Source organism: Psychrobacillus antarcticus, from assembly GCF_029533155.1.
GTDB lineage: Bacteria > Bacillota > Bacilli > Bacillales_A > Planococcaceae > Psychrobacillus > Psychrobacillus antarcticus.
The window spans coordinates 215,296-231,062 of record NZ_JAIZDB010000017.1; the positions used below are offsets into that span (position 1 = coordinate 215,296).

Below are 15,767 nucleotides of genomic sequence, written 5' to 3' on the forward strand. Positions count from 1 at the left end.
GCTTGCTAATCAAACCAACAGGAGTAAATGAACGAATCATCTCGATAGATGTCATGAGAGGGTTCGCCCTTTTAGGGATATTTGTCGTGAATATGCTATTTTTCCATACTCCATATATTTATGTTAATCCATATACTTGGTATCAAAATCCAAGTGATTATGAGACGTTTAAAATGATTGATATTTTTGTGCAGGGAAGCGTGTATCCATTATTCTCCATGTTATTTGGATACGGTTTGGCTATGCAATTTATGAAGTCTGAAGCAAACGGACGTCCGTTTACCAAGTTCGCTGTTCGACGACTATCCGTTTTACTAGTAATCGGATGTATTCATGCTTTTCTTATATGGGCTGGGGATATATTGATAACGTATGCCTTAGCGGGATTTGTTTTATTACTCATGATCAGATTAAAACCAATTTGGTTGTTTGTCATTAGTGTTTCCTTATTTTTAATACCAAATGGTTTACTTAGTGGCTTATTTTACTTAGGATCGAAACTAGATGCAGATTCAATGATTATTTATACTGCTATACAGGAAATCGAAGCATCTATTCTTGCTTACGGTCAAGGGTCATGGATGGATATCTTCTGGCAAAGATTAAGCGATTGGGTTTATATGAGCGGATACGGTTCCATGCTCCTAATAATGTTATTTACTATAGTTCCATTTTTGCTATTAGGTGCTGCAGCCGCAAAATGGAAGCTTATCGAAAGAGTGAAAGAGTTAAAAGTTTTTTGGATGGTTACTATTATAATTGCATTCGGCGTGGGTACATCCATTAAGTGGATTCCTTATATAAAGGAAGCAAATGCATTAACGATGTATGTCCAAGATACTTTTGGAGGACCACTTCAGGCAATTGCTTATGCAGGTATCATTGCTATGGTTTGTTCGATTCCGATCGCAGCAAAAATACTCTCTCCCATTTCGAAAGTCGGTAGAATGTCCATGACCATCTATTTAATGCAATCGATTATTGCAACTACCATTTTTTATTCCTACGGATTCGGGTTATATGGAAAAATTGATATAAGTACAGGTACATGGATGGCTGTGGGTATTTACGCATTACAAATAGTTTTCGCGGAGATTTGGTTTATGAAATTTAAGCAAGGTCCAGTGGAGTTATTGTGGAAAAAACTGACTTATTCGAATAGTTAGTCGAAAATAGATGAAAAGAAAGCTAATTTGTAATAGACTAAGAGATAGATTCAAAACTATTAAGGGAGTGTCCATTAGATGAAACTGTTATCATACCGTTTACATGACAAAACTTACTTCGGACCAAAAGTCAAAAAAGAAGAGGCAGTATGGGATGTTCTACACATTCAAGAGACGCTCCAAGTATTACCCGAATTTCCAGCTACCATTGTCGAAGGTGTGCGTTTAGGCGTGGATTTTGTCGAACAAATTCGCAAACTAGTTGAAGCAGCGTTAAAGGCTGAAAATCCAAATGACTTTAAACGATCTTTTACAGAAATTGAGTGGCTTTCACCAATTCCACGTACTCCAAAGAATATTATGGCAGTAGGAAAAAATTATGTGGAACATGCAAAAGAAATGGGTGGAACAGCAAGTGATTTTGTTGTATTTACCAAATCACCAACTTCCATTGCGGCAGATGAGCAAACTCTTTCATTGCATACAGATATAACAAATTCATATGATTATGAAGGCGAGTTAGCGATTGTAATTGGGAAACAAGGAAAAAACATACCAGAAAAATTAGCATATGATTATATTTTTGGATACACGATTGCCAATGACTTAACTGCTCGTGATTTACAAACGAAGCATCAGCAATTTTTCTTAGGAAAAAGTCTAGAAGGCTCTTGTCCAATGGGACCTTACTTAGTAACCAAAGATGAATTGCCGAATCCACAGGACCTTGCAGTTGTAACAAAAGTAAATGATGAAATTCGCCAAAATGGGAAAACTTCGGATATGTTGTACTCTGTTGAACAAATTATCGCTAAAATTTCCAAGTCAATCATCCTAGAACCAGGTGATGTTATTTTGACAGGAACCCCTGCAGGTGTAGGGAAAGGATTCAATCCACCTCGCTTCTTGAAGTCAGGAGATATTGTCAAAATATCTATTGAAGGAATAGGTACATTAGTGAACAAATTTGAGTAACATGTTACACTAAATAGGATAGTAGTAAACTACAAGTATAATTGAGGTGGAAAAAATGGATTTCCTAGCAAGAACAGATTTACACATTACCACTTGGGTAGTCGCACTAATCCTATTTTTTGTAGCATTAGCGATTGCAAAACCGAAAGTAGTTCATATGATTTTACGTTTGTTCTACATCCTAATCATCATTTCTGGGGTTGCTTTGTTCATCAAGGGCATGGACTTCGGTGAAGGAATGCTTTACGGATTAAAATTCCTAGCAGGGATATTAGTAATTGGTATGATGGAAATGACTTTAGTGAAAAAGGCAAAAGGAAAACCGTACACAACTTTCTTAGTGTTAGTATTTGTTTTCTTCTTTATCGCACTTTTCCTAGGGTTCAAATTACCATTGGGTATCAATTTCTTAGCTTAAGTTTTGGGAAGCTTCCACTTAGTGGGAGCTTCTTTTCAATTCATCCAAATTATGCTATCTTGAAAGATAACAAGGGAGGGGGAGTAACAAGTGGGACTAACATTGCTCATATTAGTCATTGTCTTAATGATAGCTTTTATAGCCACATCATTGATCATTGCCAACCTACAAAAAAACAATACCGATTCTTCAGGTGAACTCCAATCACATATCCTTCAAGAATTCCATAAAACCCAAAAGCCACCGAAATGATCGGGGCTTTTGTTTTGGAAAGGAATAAAGCTTAGGCAAGTAAACCAAAATGGAACTCGGAGTTTTCTGAATAAATGTAAAAATGCACCACAAAGCGAGGAAATTCACCATGAGCGCAAGTAAACAGCGACCAAGAGCAAGTATCTGCCGTGGAAGAGCAAGTAAGCCCTAGAATTGTAGTAATTCTACTCGGAGTTTGCCAGATAAATGGATAAATATACCACAGAGCAAGTAAACATGGGGTGAGCGCAAGTAAATGGCGACTGTGCGCAAGTAAATTCACCATGACCGCAAGTAAACAGCGACCAAGAGCAAGTATCTGCCATGGAAGAGCAAGTAAGCCCTAGAATTGTAGTAATTCTACTCGGAGTTTGCCAGATAAATGGATAAATATACCACAGAGCAAGTAAACATGTGGTGAGCGCAAGTAAATGGCGACTGTGCGCAAGTAAACAGCAGCCAAGAGCAAGTATCTACCGAGGAAGAGCAAGTAAGCCCTTCTAGATAACTGACCAGATGAATCTTGTCACAGTTTGGACGAAATATAATAGATATTTTACGAAACGATAGCGATTAAAACATAGCTTTGATAAAATGAGATGTATATGCGTCAAAGGAGGATTTACCTTGAAGTTTACAAAATGGATTATATCTGGATTGCTGATGAGTAGCCTTTGCCTAACAACAACTCAAGTAAGCAATGCAGAAACGAATAACTCTATACATAACGAAAGTATTTATGATCTATATGTAGATCGTTACTTCAATAAATTAGGAACGAACGATTATGACGTCAACCCAAAAGATCCAAATGCATTCGCGGGTGGGGATTTTCTTGGTGTTTTGGAGAAAATGACACATATTAGTGATATGGGCTTCACTATTATCTCGATAGGACCTGTGTTTGCAACAGAATCCTATGAAGGGAAGCGAATTTTAAATTTTGATGAATTGGAAAAACACTTTGGTACAACCGAAGAATTTAATCAGTTATTAGACAAATCACACGAAAAAGATTTAAAAATCATGGTTGAATTTCCTCTAAATAATTATAGTGAAAACCATATTTGGGCTAGCGATAACGAGAAAAGTGATTGGATACTCTCCAAAGAAGATGCTCAAATTCAACTGGATTTAACTAACCCTGATGTACAACAAGCTCTAATAGATACAATTGTAAATTTTGCAGAAACCTACAAAATTGATGGAATTAAATTGTCGGAGTTAGAGGGAGCACCAACTTCATTCATTAATGAATTAATTGCTGCTGTAAAAGAAGTGCGCGATCCTATGTATGTCATTGCTCTAGAAGAGTCAGAAGCAGATTTTGATCTCGACTATTCAGAACAGCTAATGCAAGACTTCCGGGACACATTCAAAAATACAGATCAACCTTCTCAGTCAGTTTCTTCTACAAGTGAAGATAATCTTTTAATGGTGGATCACTTGTTAACGGAAAGAATTACGTATTATAGTGCCTTAGAGAATATGTTCCCACCAACACGTATTAAAATGGCGATTGGTACTTTACTTACATTACCAGGTGTGCCTTATATGACATACGGTACGGAAATAGCAATGAATGGTCAAAATCCACAAGATAGCCACCAAATCATGAATTTCCGTGTAGATGAAGAAGTAATTGAATTTTTAAAAGACATGGCTTCTATTCGAACAAAGTCAGAAGCGATGCGAACTGGTAAAATGGAATTGTTAGAAAATAAAGATGGATATGCGGTATACAAACGATCTTCTGATGAAGAAACATTTATCGTTGTCGTTAATAATACAAGTGAGACAAAGAGAATAGATATTTCTAGTGAAGAAATTGGCGAAGATAAAGAACTACGTGGTTTATTTGAATCGGATATAGTTCGTCCTACCGATGATGGTTCCTACCGTTTAGTATTGGATAGAGAAATAGTCGAAGTGTATCAAGTTAAAGATGAAACAGGGCTAAATGGCGCATACATCGCGGCAATGGCCATCGCTTATTTATTGTTTATGTTATTTTTAGTTATTGTTTGGCGAAAAGGAAAACAACGCCGAGTAGACGAAGAGAAAAAAAAAATTAACTAAAATAGCTGTCCACCTTTTTTATGGTGGACAGCTATTTATAAAGAATTAGATACCATAAAACATAAATACTGGGAATAGTACATTGGAAAAATGAATTAGTACTCTGATTTCCGTTTCAAGTGGACGCTTTCCGAAGGCGAGGCCGGACCACCTCCAGCCAGCAGGATGTTGGTCATGAAGGCGTTGCCACACGTGGTGCGCTCCTAGCTTTTGTTCAAAGATAAGAAAGTATATAAAAATGTACGGTGTACACTGGATTCATGGGACTTGAAAGAATGAATAATACTACTGATTTGCGTTTCAGGTGGACGCTTTCCGCGGGGTGAGCAATGAGCCATCACCGTCGCTCCGCGTCGATGTGATGTCTCATCTGTCTCACTCATCCCGCTGGAGTCGCCACCTTTCACTCCAATCAATTAAGTGAGTAGTACTCGATAAGAAGATTAGCAGAGCTTATCGCTAAGACGATAAGAGTAGACAAAGTTAATATAGGGATAAAATCGACTATTGAATAAATGAGGAAGAAATGAGATCTTCTTTCATATAGTGGTAATAAGAGAATTAGTAAGTGTTTACCCAATAAAGAAGAGGAATAGCGAACGAAATTGCATCTTCAGGCCCGCACGATGCGGATCAGGCAGTCGTTGCGAAATGTTTTTTTATTTTGCGACGAGCTTTGCGCAGGAGCACCACGATGTCGTGTACTTAGACTGTCATCATTTCTTCTCTATATAGGAATTTAGCTTTTCTCTAGTTACCCAAAAAATGAACTAACCCGTTTCTAAAAGTTGTAGAAGGGCGACGGACAGTCAATAGCCATAAGATTACCGAGAAAAAAAGATGCTGGTCGTGACTTCAGTCACGACCAGCATCTTTAAAAAATCAAACGGTAATTATATAGCAATAAGTCTGTCCAAAGTACTTCGAAAACAGTAGAAACAAGTTTAGCTCTAAAGGACAGACCGTTTTTTTGTTCGGTTTTGCTTATAGACTTTATAAAGATAATTTATTTAAAAAGAACAATGATAAAGCTCCAGGACCAACATGTGCTCCTATAGTAGAACCGATTCTATGAATTTCAATACTTTTTGGTTGAAATCTCTCTTCAATCATTTGTTTTAAATCTAAAGCAGTAGCTTCATCATCACTATGACTGATAGCGACAATCTGCTCATCGAACTTTTCTCCACGCTCTTCCATGAGGTCAAGCATTCGTTTCAACACTTTTTTACGTCCCCGGATTTTCTCTATGGGCACTAGCTTACCATCTTCCATATGGAGCAAAGGTTTAATATTTAGTAATCCACCAACAAATGCACTCGCTTTAGAAACTCTGCCACCACGTGCTAAGTAGTCCAAATCTTCTACGGTGAATAAATGCTCCATATGCTCTGCATGGAAACGCACTTTTTCAATAAGTTGAGCATTGTCCATACCTTCATCACGCAATCTTACTGCTTCTTTTAATACCAAACCACTTCCTAGCGACGCACATTGTGAATCGATGATCGTTAGTTTTAAATCTGGGTACGTTTCTACTAATTGCTCGCGCATCATCATAGCTGTACTATAGGTTCCAGAAAGAGCCGACGAAAATGCGATATATAATCCTTCTTCTCCAGATTTCGCAAGATCCTCAAACAAACGTAAGAATAACTCCGGTGATACTTGTGAAGTTTTGGGATGCTTTCCTGCACGTATTGCTGCATACACTTCGGAAGAATCAATTCCAATAATATCCTCATATTCATCCTCATCAATATGAACTCTCAGTGGCGCTAAAAGAACGTTATTGACTTCAAAAAAAGCTTTTGGTAAATCGGAAGCACTATCAGCAAATATTCTCATTTCCCATCCTCCTACACTCTATTATCTAGTTAAGTTTAATCTCTCTATTAAGAATTCTGCAATACCATCCTTGTTATTTGTTAAAGTTACTTCATTGGCAATGTTTTGAAGAGGGCTTATGGCATTTCCCATTGCGACCCCAATACCAGCATACTCAATCATTTCTAAATCATTATCTTCATCACCAAATGCAATAATTCGTTCTTGTGGAATGTTTAAAAACTCCGATACTTGTGATAATCCCACTGCCTTATTTAAACCATGGCGTACAATTTCAATGACATCCCATGGTGCACCCCAACGACGATGATCAATTACCTCTGCGTGTACATCTCTAAGATGCTGACGAACCAAGTCTACTGAATCTTCTTCTGCATGAATAAGTAAACTAGTTGGGTCTGTTTTCAAAAGACTACGTAAATCCCCGGTAGTTACCTGAGGATTCCCTAATGAAAATGCAGAAAGTATTTTTTCATCATGATAATGTAAATACACATCATCCAGTACTTCAGCAAGCATATTTTTGATCGAATAACTTTCTACAGCTTCAACTACTTGTTTAACAACCCTTAAATCTATCGGTGTATGTACAGTTTTCCAAGAAGAAATTCCTGGATGATGAACAAAAGCCCCGTTGAAGTTAACAATTGGTGTAGTTAAACCAAGTTCTTTATAATACATTTCACTGGATCTATATGGTCTACCAGTGGCAATCATCACTTCATGTCCTTCGTTTTTTGCTTGTTGCAGTATGTTTTTAGTTTTTGCTGAAATTACTTTTTCATCGGTTAATAAAGTTCCATCTAAATCTAACACGATTAAATGCGGTTTCATAAAAAAACTCCCTTCTATCATATTTTAAAGTGTATCTTGTTCCATGAATAACGTCAAAATGTTAAATCAATCTCTTTGAAGTCATGGGATTACTTTGGTAGAATAATGATTAGAAGAAAGGCGGGATATGAATGATCGTCACTACCGAGGCATGGGGAAACATTCCGTTATTACATATTCATAAAGAAGAAACGAAGAAGGATGCACCAATTGTCATCTTTTTACATGGATTTGAAAGTGGAAAAGAACATAATTTACATTATGCCTATCAGCTAGCTCAACAAGGATGCCGAATCATTTTACCAGATGCGCATTTACATGGAGAACGAGATGAAAAACTAGATCAAGTAGAAATAAGTTTGCGCTTTTGGGAAATTATTTTAACTTCCATAGAAGAAGTTGGCCTTATAAAACATGAACTTGAAAAACAGGGCTATTTATCTGATCAAAAAATCGGTCTAGCTGGCACATCCATGGGTGGAATTACTACCTTAGGCTGTTTGACGGTCTATCCGTGGATTGAAGCTGCTGCAATTTTGATGGGAACACCTGGTTATGTCGAACTTGCAAAAGCACAAATTGCTTCCGTTGAGCAAAAAGGATTTAAAGTACCGTTAAATGAAGAAGAGCGAAAAAATATGTTCTACACCCTATCTAAATTTGATGCATCGAACCATCCAGATAACCTTGTTGAAACACCATTATTTTTCTGGCATGGAGAAAAGGATCCTGTCGTACCATACGAACCAACAGCCCAATTTATCGCCACTCTTCGAAAACAACATAATAATAAGAATATAGTCTTGATGAATGAAAAATCGGCAGGACATGCAGTATCTCGAAAAGGACTGCTAGCTTCTATGGAATGGCTTGCAAACCGTTTGGCATAAACTGATGACTTTGTTATGATTGAAATATATTAAATAGAGGAGGTTTTCAAAATGAGTCAAGATACAGAACAAGACATGAAGGATAGTATGATGGCCGCTCTAGAAAATGTTATTGACCCTGAACTAGGCATTGATATTGTCAATTTAGGTTTAGTATATGATGTACAATTAGCTGATGATGATATCGCAAAAGTTACGATGACTTTAACATCAATGGGATGCCCAATGGGTCCACAAATTGTCGACCAAGTAAAAACAGCTCTTGGTGAACTACCTGAAGTAAAAGAGACAGATGTAAACATTGTCTTCAACCCACCGTGGTCAAAAGAAAATATGTCACGCTACGCTAAAATTGCACTAGGCGTAAGATAATAACATGATAAATAAAAAGTCGAATCTTCCAAGATTCGACTTTTTATTATGATTAAGTTTCACCCAACAAAAATCTATAAAGCTAGTCAACTCGACAAACATGCAAGGGACAGTTATCACACTCTACTTCCGTGCGTAAAAATTGTAAATCGTGAATGGTAATCATCCCTTTATCTAACGAAAGTACCTCTTTTTTCTTTAAATCATTTAGAATTCTGTTGACGACCTCTCTACTGGTGGCACAAAAGTTGGCCAGCTCCTGATTCGTCATAGCATTATCTATGAGAATGCTACCATCCTCCTTATTTACCCCGTAAGTATTTGTTAAACGAATCAATGTGGAAAATAACGCACCTTTTTTCCCATGAAGCAGTAAATCTCTAAAGCGAGTTTCATTTTTCAAATTATGCAATTGCATGATTTTAATCCATTCCACCATGAGTGAAGGACAATCCGATAAGTGTTTTTCCAACGTGGTACGTGGTAAGACTAATAAATGAGAGGATTCTATTGCATTAGCAGAGACAGAATGATAGATTGTTTCGCAAAAAATAGATGTTTCTCCGATAAATGTATCATTACCTGTAATTCGTAAAGTTAATAGTTTGCCGCTTTCTGTATCTTTACTAATGCGAACGGTACCAGTCTTTATAAAGTAGACGTATTCTGCAACTACACCTTCTAAGAAAACAGGGCGATCCTTGTCTATTTTTAAGTTAGATCCAAATTGTTCAAACAGTGCGTGTATGCCTTGTGTATGGGAACTTTGTTCAATCATGATCATAACTTCCTTTCCGTTATTCACACTCGTTTTCGTGTATGAGCACTTTCTTTTATAATAGCATATTTTGAAGATGGTTCAGCGTGAAATTAGTAGCCATATTTCTTTACAAAGTGATGAATAAGGACGTATACTTATATTAGTCAAAGAAGGTCAAACTATTTCATAAGGAGAGGTTTGCATATGCAAATGAAACAACAAGATGAAAAAAGTCCCTTAGAAACGTACGGTAGAAACCTAGTAACTGTGGTCAAGGAAGGGAAAATGGATCCGGTTATTGGACGTGATCAGGAGATTAGAGATGTTATTCGTATTCTCTCTAGAAAAACAAAAAACAACCCGATACTGATTGGAGAACCAGGGGTAGGGAAAACGGCCATAGTAGAAGGGCTGGCACAACGTATTGTACGTAAGGATGTACCAGAAGGTTTGAAGGAAAAAGAAATTTATGAGTTGGATATGAGCTCCTTAATCGCCGGAGCAAAATATCGTGGAGAATTTGAAGAGCGTCTTCAAGCTGTTTTAAAGCAAGTGAAAGATAGTGAAGGACAAATTATTTTATTTATCGACGAAATTCACACAATTGTTGGTGCAGGGAAATCGGATGGTGCAATGGATGCTGGAAATATGTTGAAGCCAATGCTTGCACGCGGAGAGCTGCATTGTATTGGTGCCACTACACTCGATGAGTACCGAATGTATATCGAGAAAGATGCAGCTTTAGAAAGACGTTTTCAACAAGTGATGGTACGAGAGCCATCTGTTGAAGATACGGTATCTATTTTACGTGGACTAAAGGAACGCTTCGAGCTACATCATGGTGTGCGAATTCATGACCGAGCAATCGTTGCAGCAGCCGAGCTATCGAATCGCTATATTACAGAACGATTTTTGCCAGACAAAGCAATTGATCTAGTCGATGAAGCTTGTGCAATGATACGAACAGAGATCGATTCCATGCCCCAAGAGCTCGATGAAGTTACAAGAAAAATAATGCAACTTCAAATTGAAGAACAAGCATTAATGAAAGAGAAAGACGCTGCCAGCCAAAAAAGATTGGAGCAGTTGAGAAGTGACTTAACAGAATTAGAGGCATCTACAAGTGAAATGCGAACAAAATGGCAACATGAAAAAGATGCCATTCAAGTAATTCAACAAAAACGGGAAGAATTGGATCGCTATCGTCGAGAATTAGAAGAAGCTGAAAACCAATACGACTTAAACAAAGCAGCTGAGCTTCGTCACGGCAAAATTCCAATGCTAGAAAAAGAGCTCCAAGTGTATGAGAACCAAATCAATGATGATTCAGAAACTCGTCTATTGCGTGAAGAAGTAACAGGAGAAGAGATTGCTTCCATCGTATCGAGATGGACCGGTATTCCTGTAACTAAACTCGTCGAGGGGGAAAGAGAAAAACTGTTACGCTTAAACGAAACTTTAGCAGAGCGTGTAGTTGGACAAGACCAAGCAGTTCAGTTAGTTACAGAAGCGGTTTGGCGTGCAAGGGCAGGTATTAAAGATCCGCATAAACCAATCGGTTCTTTCTTATTTTTAGGACCTACCGGCGTAGGAAAAACGGAATTAGCTAAATCATTAGCAGCAAATTTATTTGATTCGGAGGAGCATTTTATTCGTATCGATATGTCTGAATATATGGAGAAGCACAGTGTTTCTCGGTTGGTTGGCGCACCTCCAGGATATATCGGGTATGAGGAAGGTGGTCAATTAACGGAGGCTGTTCGCAGAAATCCATACTCCGTTGTATTGTTGGATGAAATAGAAAAGGCACACCCTGATGTTGCCAATATATTATTGCAATTGATGGATGATGGTCGAATTACAGATAGCCAAGGTAGAATCGTTAACTTTACGAACACGATTGTTATCCTAACGTCAAATATTGGATCACAGTATTTAGCCAATACGACTGGAGTAGTCTCTGAGGAAGAAGAAAGCCTTGTCATGGCTGCATTACGAGAGCATTTTAAGCCAGAATTATTGAATCGTTTAGATGACATTATTATGTTCCACTCATTGACCACGCATCACTTTGTTAAGATTACAGAAAAATACGTGAAACAACTTCAACAACGATTACATGCACAAGAGATTGAGTTGCAAGTGGATAATTCAGTAATCCAATGGATAGTTGAGGAAGGTACGGATGCTGCTTTTGGTGCGAGACCACTAAGACGCTACATCCAGCGATATTTAGAAACAGCAGTTGCCAAACTACTAATCGGCGGCACCGTTTTACCAGGCAGCAAGTTAGTCGCTAAAATGGAACAAGATGAACTAAAAATCTTGACTGAAAGCTAATCCAGCTTCCACAAATAAAAACCATAGATAAATCCACATATGAATTGTGGTATATCTATGGTTTTTATCTTAAAAGATGAAGAAAGTATATATAAATGTGCCGTGTACACTGGGTTCATGAAGCTTGAAAGAATGAATAATACTACTGATTTCCGTATCAGGTGGGATACAAAGGCTAAGAGCGCCACCTCTCAAAAGGAAGGCAATCTAAGTTCGCCGCGTCCTGCGGCAACGATTGCATAACCCACCTCCTGTGGGCCTCAACGCCTTTGTGACCAACATCCTGTTGGCATCCGCGGGGTGAGCGATGAGCTATCACCGTCGCTAACGCGTCGATGTGATATCTCATCTGTCTCACTCATCCCGCCGGAGTCGCCACCTTCACTACAATCAATTAGTGTGTAGTACTTCACTATAAGATTTAGCATAGCTTATCGCTTAGATGATAAGATTGGTCAAAGTTAAAATAGGGAAAAAACCGTCTTTTGAATTAGAGATACTCTTCTGTTAGGAGGGATGAGGAAAGTAGATTTCTTTTTTTACTAGTGGAAATAAAAAGCAATTGTAAGTATTTACTAAATAAAGAAGCGAAATAGCGAACGAAATTTCATCATCGGGCCCGCACGATGCGGGTCAGGCAGTCGTTGCGAAATGTTTTTTTATTTTGCGACGCGCTTTGCGCAGGAGCACCACGATGTCGCGCACTTAGACTGTCCTCATCTAGCCTTTTTTTGAATAGGAAAGTATTTTATCTCTAGTTATACAAAAACGCACTTACCTGTTTCTAAGAGTTGTAGTAGGGCAACGGATAGACAAATGCCATAAGATTATCGGGAAAAAAGAGATGTTGGTTGTGACAACGTCACAACCAACATCTCTAATAAATTCACTCGATAATCATATAGTAAAACGTCTGTCCAAAAGCCTTCGATAACGATAGAAACAGGTTTTGATCGAAAAGGACCACGCGTGTGTCTTTTGCCCGGTTTATCATAATAAAAGTAAATGTTTTTTTAAATTGGAAGCTCTCTCGTATAGCCGACGATGTCTTTCGGATAAATGGAAATGATAAACTAGACAGCACACAAAAACAGCCTCCCAATTGGGAAGGCTGTTTTATTAGTGTTGTGTTTTAGCAACTGGTTCGTTCGGAATAATTGCAGCAATGATCATAACCATAATTGCAACAGGAATGGACATGATAATACCATGACTGAATACAAAATCAACGTTTTGAACAGAGCTCACTACGTAATTTAACATAGAAACTAAAAGTACTGACCAAAATAATGTCATTATATAGTGCATGTAATTTCACCTCAGGCGTTATTTTTTCTGTATTTATCATAACATAGCATAGCATATTACAAAAGAATATTTGGTAAAACAAACTCTGTTGTTGAAAAATGTACATATATTCGTTATTATTAATACCAGGTACTAATAATAGATTATAAGAAAAGAGGAACATTCATGAATGCAGGAATAATTGGTTTAGGTACGTATACACCTGAACATATTTTGACAAATGAAGACCTTGAGAAAAGAATGGATACATCTGACGAATGGATTAGAACGATGACTGGTATAGAGGAACGTAGAATTGCAGGAGCAGATGAAGATACCTCCCATATGGCGGTGAAAGCCGCAAGAGAAGCAATAAAAGATGCAGGAATTAACGCCGATCAAATTGGCTTAATAATAGTGGCGACAGTAACTCCAGACCGCCCATTCCCAAGTGTTTCAACTATGCTACAGGAACAACTTGGTGCAACAAATGCGGCTGCAATGGATTTATCCGCAGCATGTGCAGGATTTATCTATGGATTAGTTACAGCAAAGCAATTTGTTGAATCGAATGCATACTCTCATGTGCTTGTTGTGGGAGTAGAAAAACTATCTAAAATCACAAATTGGGAAGATAGAAATACAGCAGTTTTGTTTGGTGATGGTGCTGGTGCTGCAGTTATAAGTAAAGTTTCTGAAGGCCGTGGAATTTTATCCTTCGAACTTGGTGCTGATGGAAGCGGCGGTAAGCATTTATCGCAAGAAGGGCCACATCTTCATATGAACGGACGAGAAGTGTTTAAATTTGCTGTAAGACAAATGGGTGAATCGGCCATTAATGTAATCGAAAAAGCTGGATTAAATAAAGAAGATATTGATATGCTAGTTCCACACCAAGCTAATATTCGTATAATGGAATCATCAAGAGAAAGGCTAGGGTTAACGCCTGAGAAAATGTCTAAAACCATTCATAAGTTCGGTAATACATCCTCTGCTTCCATCCCTTTATCTTTAAAAGAAGAAGTGAAAAATGGTAAAGTAAAAGATGATGATGTCATTGTAATGGTTGGTTTTGGTGGAGGTTTGACTTGGGGTGCAATTGCATTAAAATGGGGAAAATAATCGAACAATTTGGAAGGGTGAATAATTCATGAAGAAACGCAGGGTAGTAGTAACAGGTTTAGGTGCAGTTACACCATTAGGTAATGATATTGAAACAACGTGGTCAGGGATAAAAGAAGGTAAATCCGGTGTAGGCATGCTGACGAGACTTGATGCAACACAATTTGCAGCTAAGGTTGCAGCTGAAGTAAAAGATTTTGATATAGAAAAGTATATTGAAAGAAAAGATGCACGTAAAATGGACCGCTTTACCCATTATGCATTGGCTGCTTCTATTATGGCTGTGGCAGATGCAAATCTTACCATTACAGAAGAAGTGGGCCTTCGTACAGGAGTATGGATTGGCTCTGGTATAGGTGGAATGGAAACGTTTGAGGCTCAATTCCGTATCTTTTTAGAAAAAGGGGCACGCCGAGTAAGTCCATTTTTTGTTCCAATGATGATTCCAGATATGGCAGCAGGTCAAGTGTCTATTCACTTTGGGGCCAAAGCAATTAATTCTTGTTCAGTAACAGCTTGTGCTTCTGGTACAAACTCTATTGGAGATGCATTTAAGGTAATAGAACGTGGGGATGCAGATGTTATGATTACAGGTGGAGCAGAATCCCCAATTACTAATATGTCTGTAGCGGGATTTGTATCGAATACTGCACTTACGTTAAATACAGAACCTGAAAAAGCATCTCGACCATTCGATGCAAATCGAGATGGATTTGTTATTGGTGAAGGTGCAGGGATTATTATTTTAGAAGAGTATGAACATGCGATAGCGCGTGGTGCAAAGATTTATGCGGAAATTATCGGATACGGCTCCACAGGAGATGCGCATCATATAACTGCTCCTGCTCCAGGTGGAGAGGGTGCTGCTCGTGCGATGAAACAAGCACTAGATGATGCCAGCATTTCGCCTGAGCAAGTCGATTATATTAATGCACATGGAACAAGCACACCATATAATGATCATTTTGAAACAATGGCAGTGAAAAGTGTATTTGGAGAACATGCATACAAACTGGCAATGAGTTCTACAAAGTCTATGACTGGTCATCTTTTAGGAGCAGCGGGTGGAGTGGAAGCAATATTTACCGTATTAGCATTAAAAGAAGGAATCTTACCGCCGACGATGAATTTAGAGACACCTGATCCAGAATGTGATTTGGATTATGTGCCGAATGCTGCAAGAAAAGCAGATATCGAATTCGCTATGAGTAATTCATTAGGCTTTGGTGGACACAATGCAAGTATTTTATTCAAAAAAATATAGAGCTTTTCTCTTTAAGCATTTCCAACTAAATTTGGGAATGCTTATTTTTTATGTTAAATTTTAGTGCTTTAAAGTGCTGAAATAGTAGTGTTTTAGAGAGTTGAATGATAATTACTTGATATATTTTGTTGAAATTCATTGAAATATTAATATATTAAAA

General features: G+C 37.9%; 14 protein-coding genes. 10 read left to right on the forward strand and 4 right to left on the reverse strand.

The features are described from left to right. Window positions 1-2: 2 nt before the first annotated feature. From LDK52_RS11225 to LDK52_RS11245, 5 genes are all read left to right on the forward strand, one after another. Window positions 3-1,166, forward strand: a complete 1,164-nt coding sequence (locus LDK52_RS11225) for a DUF418 domain-containing protein (RefSeq protein WP_277586056.1) — start codon at window positions 3-5, stop codon at window positions 1,164-1,166. A gap of 78 nt (window positions 1,167-1,244) precedes the next feature. Continuing rightward, the gene (locus tag LDK52_RS11230; protein ID WP_277586057.1) at window positions 1,245-2,141 is read left to right on the forward strand and encodes a fumarylacetoacetate hydrolase family protein; all 897 of its coding nucleotides are present in this window, start codon (window positions 1,245-1,247) and stop codon (window positions 2,139-2,141) included. Window positions 2,142-2,196: 55 nt separating this feature from the next. Beyond that, the gene (locus LDK52_RS11235) at window positions 2,197-2,559 is read left to right on the forward strand and encodes a YisL family protein (RefSeq protein ID WP_277586058.1); all 363 of its coding nucleotides are present in this window, start codon (window positions 2,197-2,199) and stop codon (window positions 2,557-2,559) included. A 90-nt stretch (window positions 2,560-2,649) separates the two neighbouring features. Next, on the forward strand, window positions 2,650-2,811 hold the full coding sequence (locus LDK52_RS11240; RefSeq protein ID WP_277586059.1) for a hypothetical protein: 162 nt from the start codon (window positions 2,650-2,652) through the stop codon (window positions 2,809-2,811). A gap of 627 nt (window positions 2,812-3,438) precedes the next feature. Beyond that, entirely contained in the window at window positions 3,439-4,890 is a 1,452-nt protein-coding gene (locus tag LDK52_RS11245) for an alpha-amylase family glycosyl hydrolase (RefSeq protein ID WP_277586060.1), read from the forward strand. Window positions 4,891-5,883: 993 nt separating this feature from the next. Here the strand turns inward: LDK52_RS11245 and LDK52_RS11250 are convergent. Together LDK52_RS11250 and LDK52_RS11255 are read right to left on the reverse strand one after the other, a co-directional pair. After that, complete coding sequence (locus LDK52_RS11250) at window positions 5,884-6,738, reverse strand: DegV family protein (RefSeq protein WP_277586061.1); 855 nt, start codon at window positions 6,736-6,738, stop codon at window positions 5,884-5,886. Window positions 6,739-6,759: 21 nt separating this feature from the next. Further along, the gene (locus tag LDK52_RS11255) at window positions 6,760-7,572 is read right to left on the reverse strand and encodes a Cof-type HAD-IIB family hydrolase (protein ID WP_277586062.1); all 813 of its coding nucleotides are present in this window, start codon (window positions 7,570-7,572) and stop codon (window positions 6,760-6,762) included. Between the two features lie 131 nt (window positions 7,573-7,703). Here LDK52_RS11255 and LDK52_RS11260 point away from each other — a divergent pair, with 131 nt between their 5' ends. Together LDK52_RS11260 and LDK52_RS11265 are read left to right on the forward strand one after the other, a co-directional pair. Then, window positions 7,704-8,462: a prolyl oligopeptidase family serine peptidase gene (locus LDK52_RS11260; RefSeq protein ID WP_277586063.1), complete on the forward strand. Its 759-nt coding sequence runs from the start codon at window positions 7,704-7,706 to the stop codon at window positions 8,460-8,462. A gap of 51 nt (window positions 8,463-8,513) precedes the next feature. Next, window positions 8,514-8,834 (forward strand): metal-sulfur cluster assembly factor, encoded by a 321-nt coding sequence (locus LDK52_RS11265; protein WP_277586064.1) that lies wholly within the window; start codon window positions 8,514-8,516, stop codon window positions 8,832-8,834. 82 nt (window positions 8,835-8,916) lie between these two features. Here the strand turns inward: LDK52_RS11265 and LDK52_RS11270 are convergent, their stop codons facing one another. Further along, window positions 8,917-9,612 (reverse strand): Crp/Fnr family transcriptional regulator, encoded by a 696-nt coding sequence (locus LDK52_RS11270; RefSeq protein WP_277586065.1) that lies wholly within the window; start codon window positions 9,610-9,612, stop codon window positions 8,917-8,919. Between the two features lie 186 nt (window positions 9,613-9,798). On the opposite strand from LDK52_RS11270, the gene LDK52_RS11275 reads away from it, so the two are divergent. Beyond that, the gene (locus LDK52_RS11275; RefSeq protein WP_277586066.1) at window positions 9,799-11,934 is read left to right on the forward strand and encodes an ATP-dependent Clp protease ATP-binding subunit; all 2,136 of its coding nucleotides are present in this window, start codon (window positions 9,799-9,801) and stop codon (window positions 11,932-11,934) included. Window positions 11,935-13,053: 1,119 nt separating this feature from the next. Here LDK52_RS11275 and LDK52_RS11280 read toward each other — a convergent pair. Continuing rightward, on the reverse strand, window positions 13,054-13,242 hold the full coding sequence (locus tag LDK52_RS11280) for a DUF2929 family protein (protein WP_277586067.1): 189 nt from the start codon (window positions 13,240-13,242) through the stop codon (window positions 13,054-13,056). 165 nt (window positions 13,243-13,407) lie between these two features. Here LDK52_RS11280 and LDK52_RS11285 point away from each other — a divergent pair, with 165 nt between their 5' ends. Together LDK52_RS11285 and fabF are read left to right on the forward strand one after the other, a co-directional pair. Further along, window positions 13,408-14,343: a beta-ketoacyl-ACP synthase III gene (locus LDK52_RS11285; RefSeq protein WP_277586068.1), complete on the forward strand. Its 936-nt coding sequence runs from the start codon at window positions 13,408-13,410 to the stop codon at window positions 14,341-14,343. Between the two features lie 28 nt (window positions 14,344-14,371). Further along, window positions 14,372-15,607: a beta-ketoacyl-ACP synthase II gene (gene fabF / locus LDK52_RS11290; protein ID WP_277586069.1), complete on the forward strand. Its 1,236-nt coding sequence runs from the start codon at window positions 14,372-14,374 to the stop codon at window positions 15,605-15,607. Window positions 15,608-15,767 lie beyond the last annotated feature (160 nt).

Bases quoted from the DNA above. Each gene is read 5' to 3' on its own strand.
- LDK52_RS11230 (WP_277586057.1), top strand. From the start codon at position 1,245: ATGAAACTGTTATCATACCGTTTACATGACAAAACTTACTTCGGACCA.
- LDK52_RS11235 (WP_277586058.1), top strand. From the start codon at position 2,197: ATGGATTTCCTAGCAAGAACAGATTTACACATTACCACTTGGGTAGTC.
- LDK52_RS11250 (WP_277586061.1), bottom strand. From the start codon at position 6,738: ATGAGAATATTTGCTGATAGTGCTTCCGATTTACCAAAAGCTTTTTTT.
- LDK52_RS11255 (WP_277586062.1), bottom strand. From the start codon at position 7,572: ATGAAACCGCATTTAATCGTGTTAGATTTAGATGGAACTTTATTAACC.
- LDK52_RS11260 (WP_277586063.1), top strand. From the start codon at position 7,704: ATGATCGTCACTACCGAGGCATGGGGAAACATTCCGTTATTACATATT.
- LDK52_RS11265 (WP_277586064.1), top strand. From the start codon at position 8,514: ATGAGTCAAGATACAGAACAAGACATGAAGGATAGTATGATGGCCGCT.
- LDK52_RS11270 (WP_277586065.1), bottom strand. From the start codon at position 9,612: ATGATTGAACAAAGTTCCCATACACAAGGCATACACGCACTGTTTGAA.
- LDK52_RS11275 (WP_277586066.1), top strand. From the start codon at position 9,799: ATGCAAATGAAACAACAAGATGAAAAAAGTCCCTTAGAAACGTACGGT.
- LDK52_RS11280 (WP_277586067.1), bottom strand. From the start codon at position 13,242: ATGCACTATATAATGACATTATTTTGGTCAGTACTTTTAGTTTCTATG.
- LDK52_RS11285 (WP_277586068.1), top strand. From the start codon at position 13,408: ATGAATGCAGGAATAATTGGTTTAGGTACGTATACACCTGAACATATT.
- fabF (WP_277586069.1), top strand. From the start codon at position 14,372: ATGAAGAAACGCAGGGTAGTAGTAACAGGTTTAGGTGCAGTTACACCA.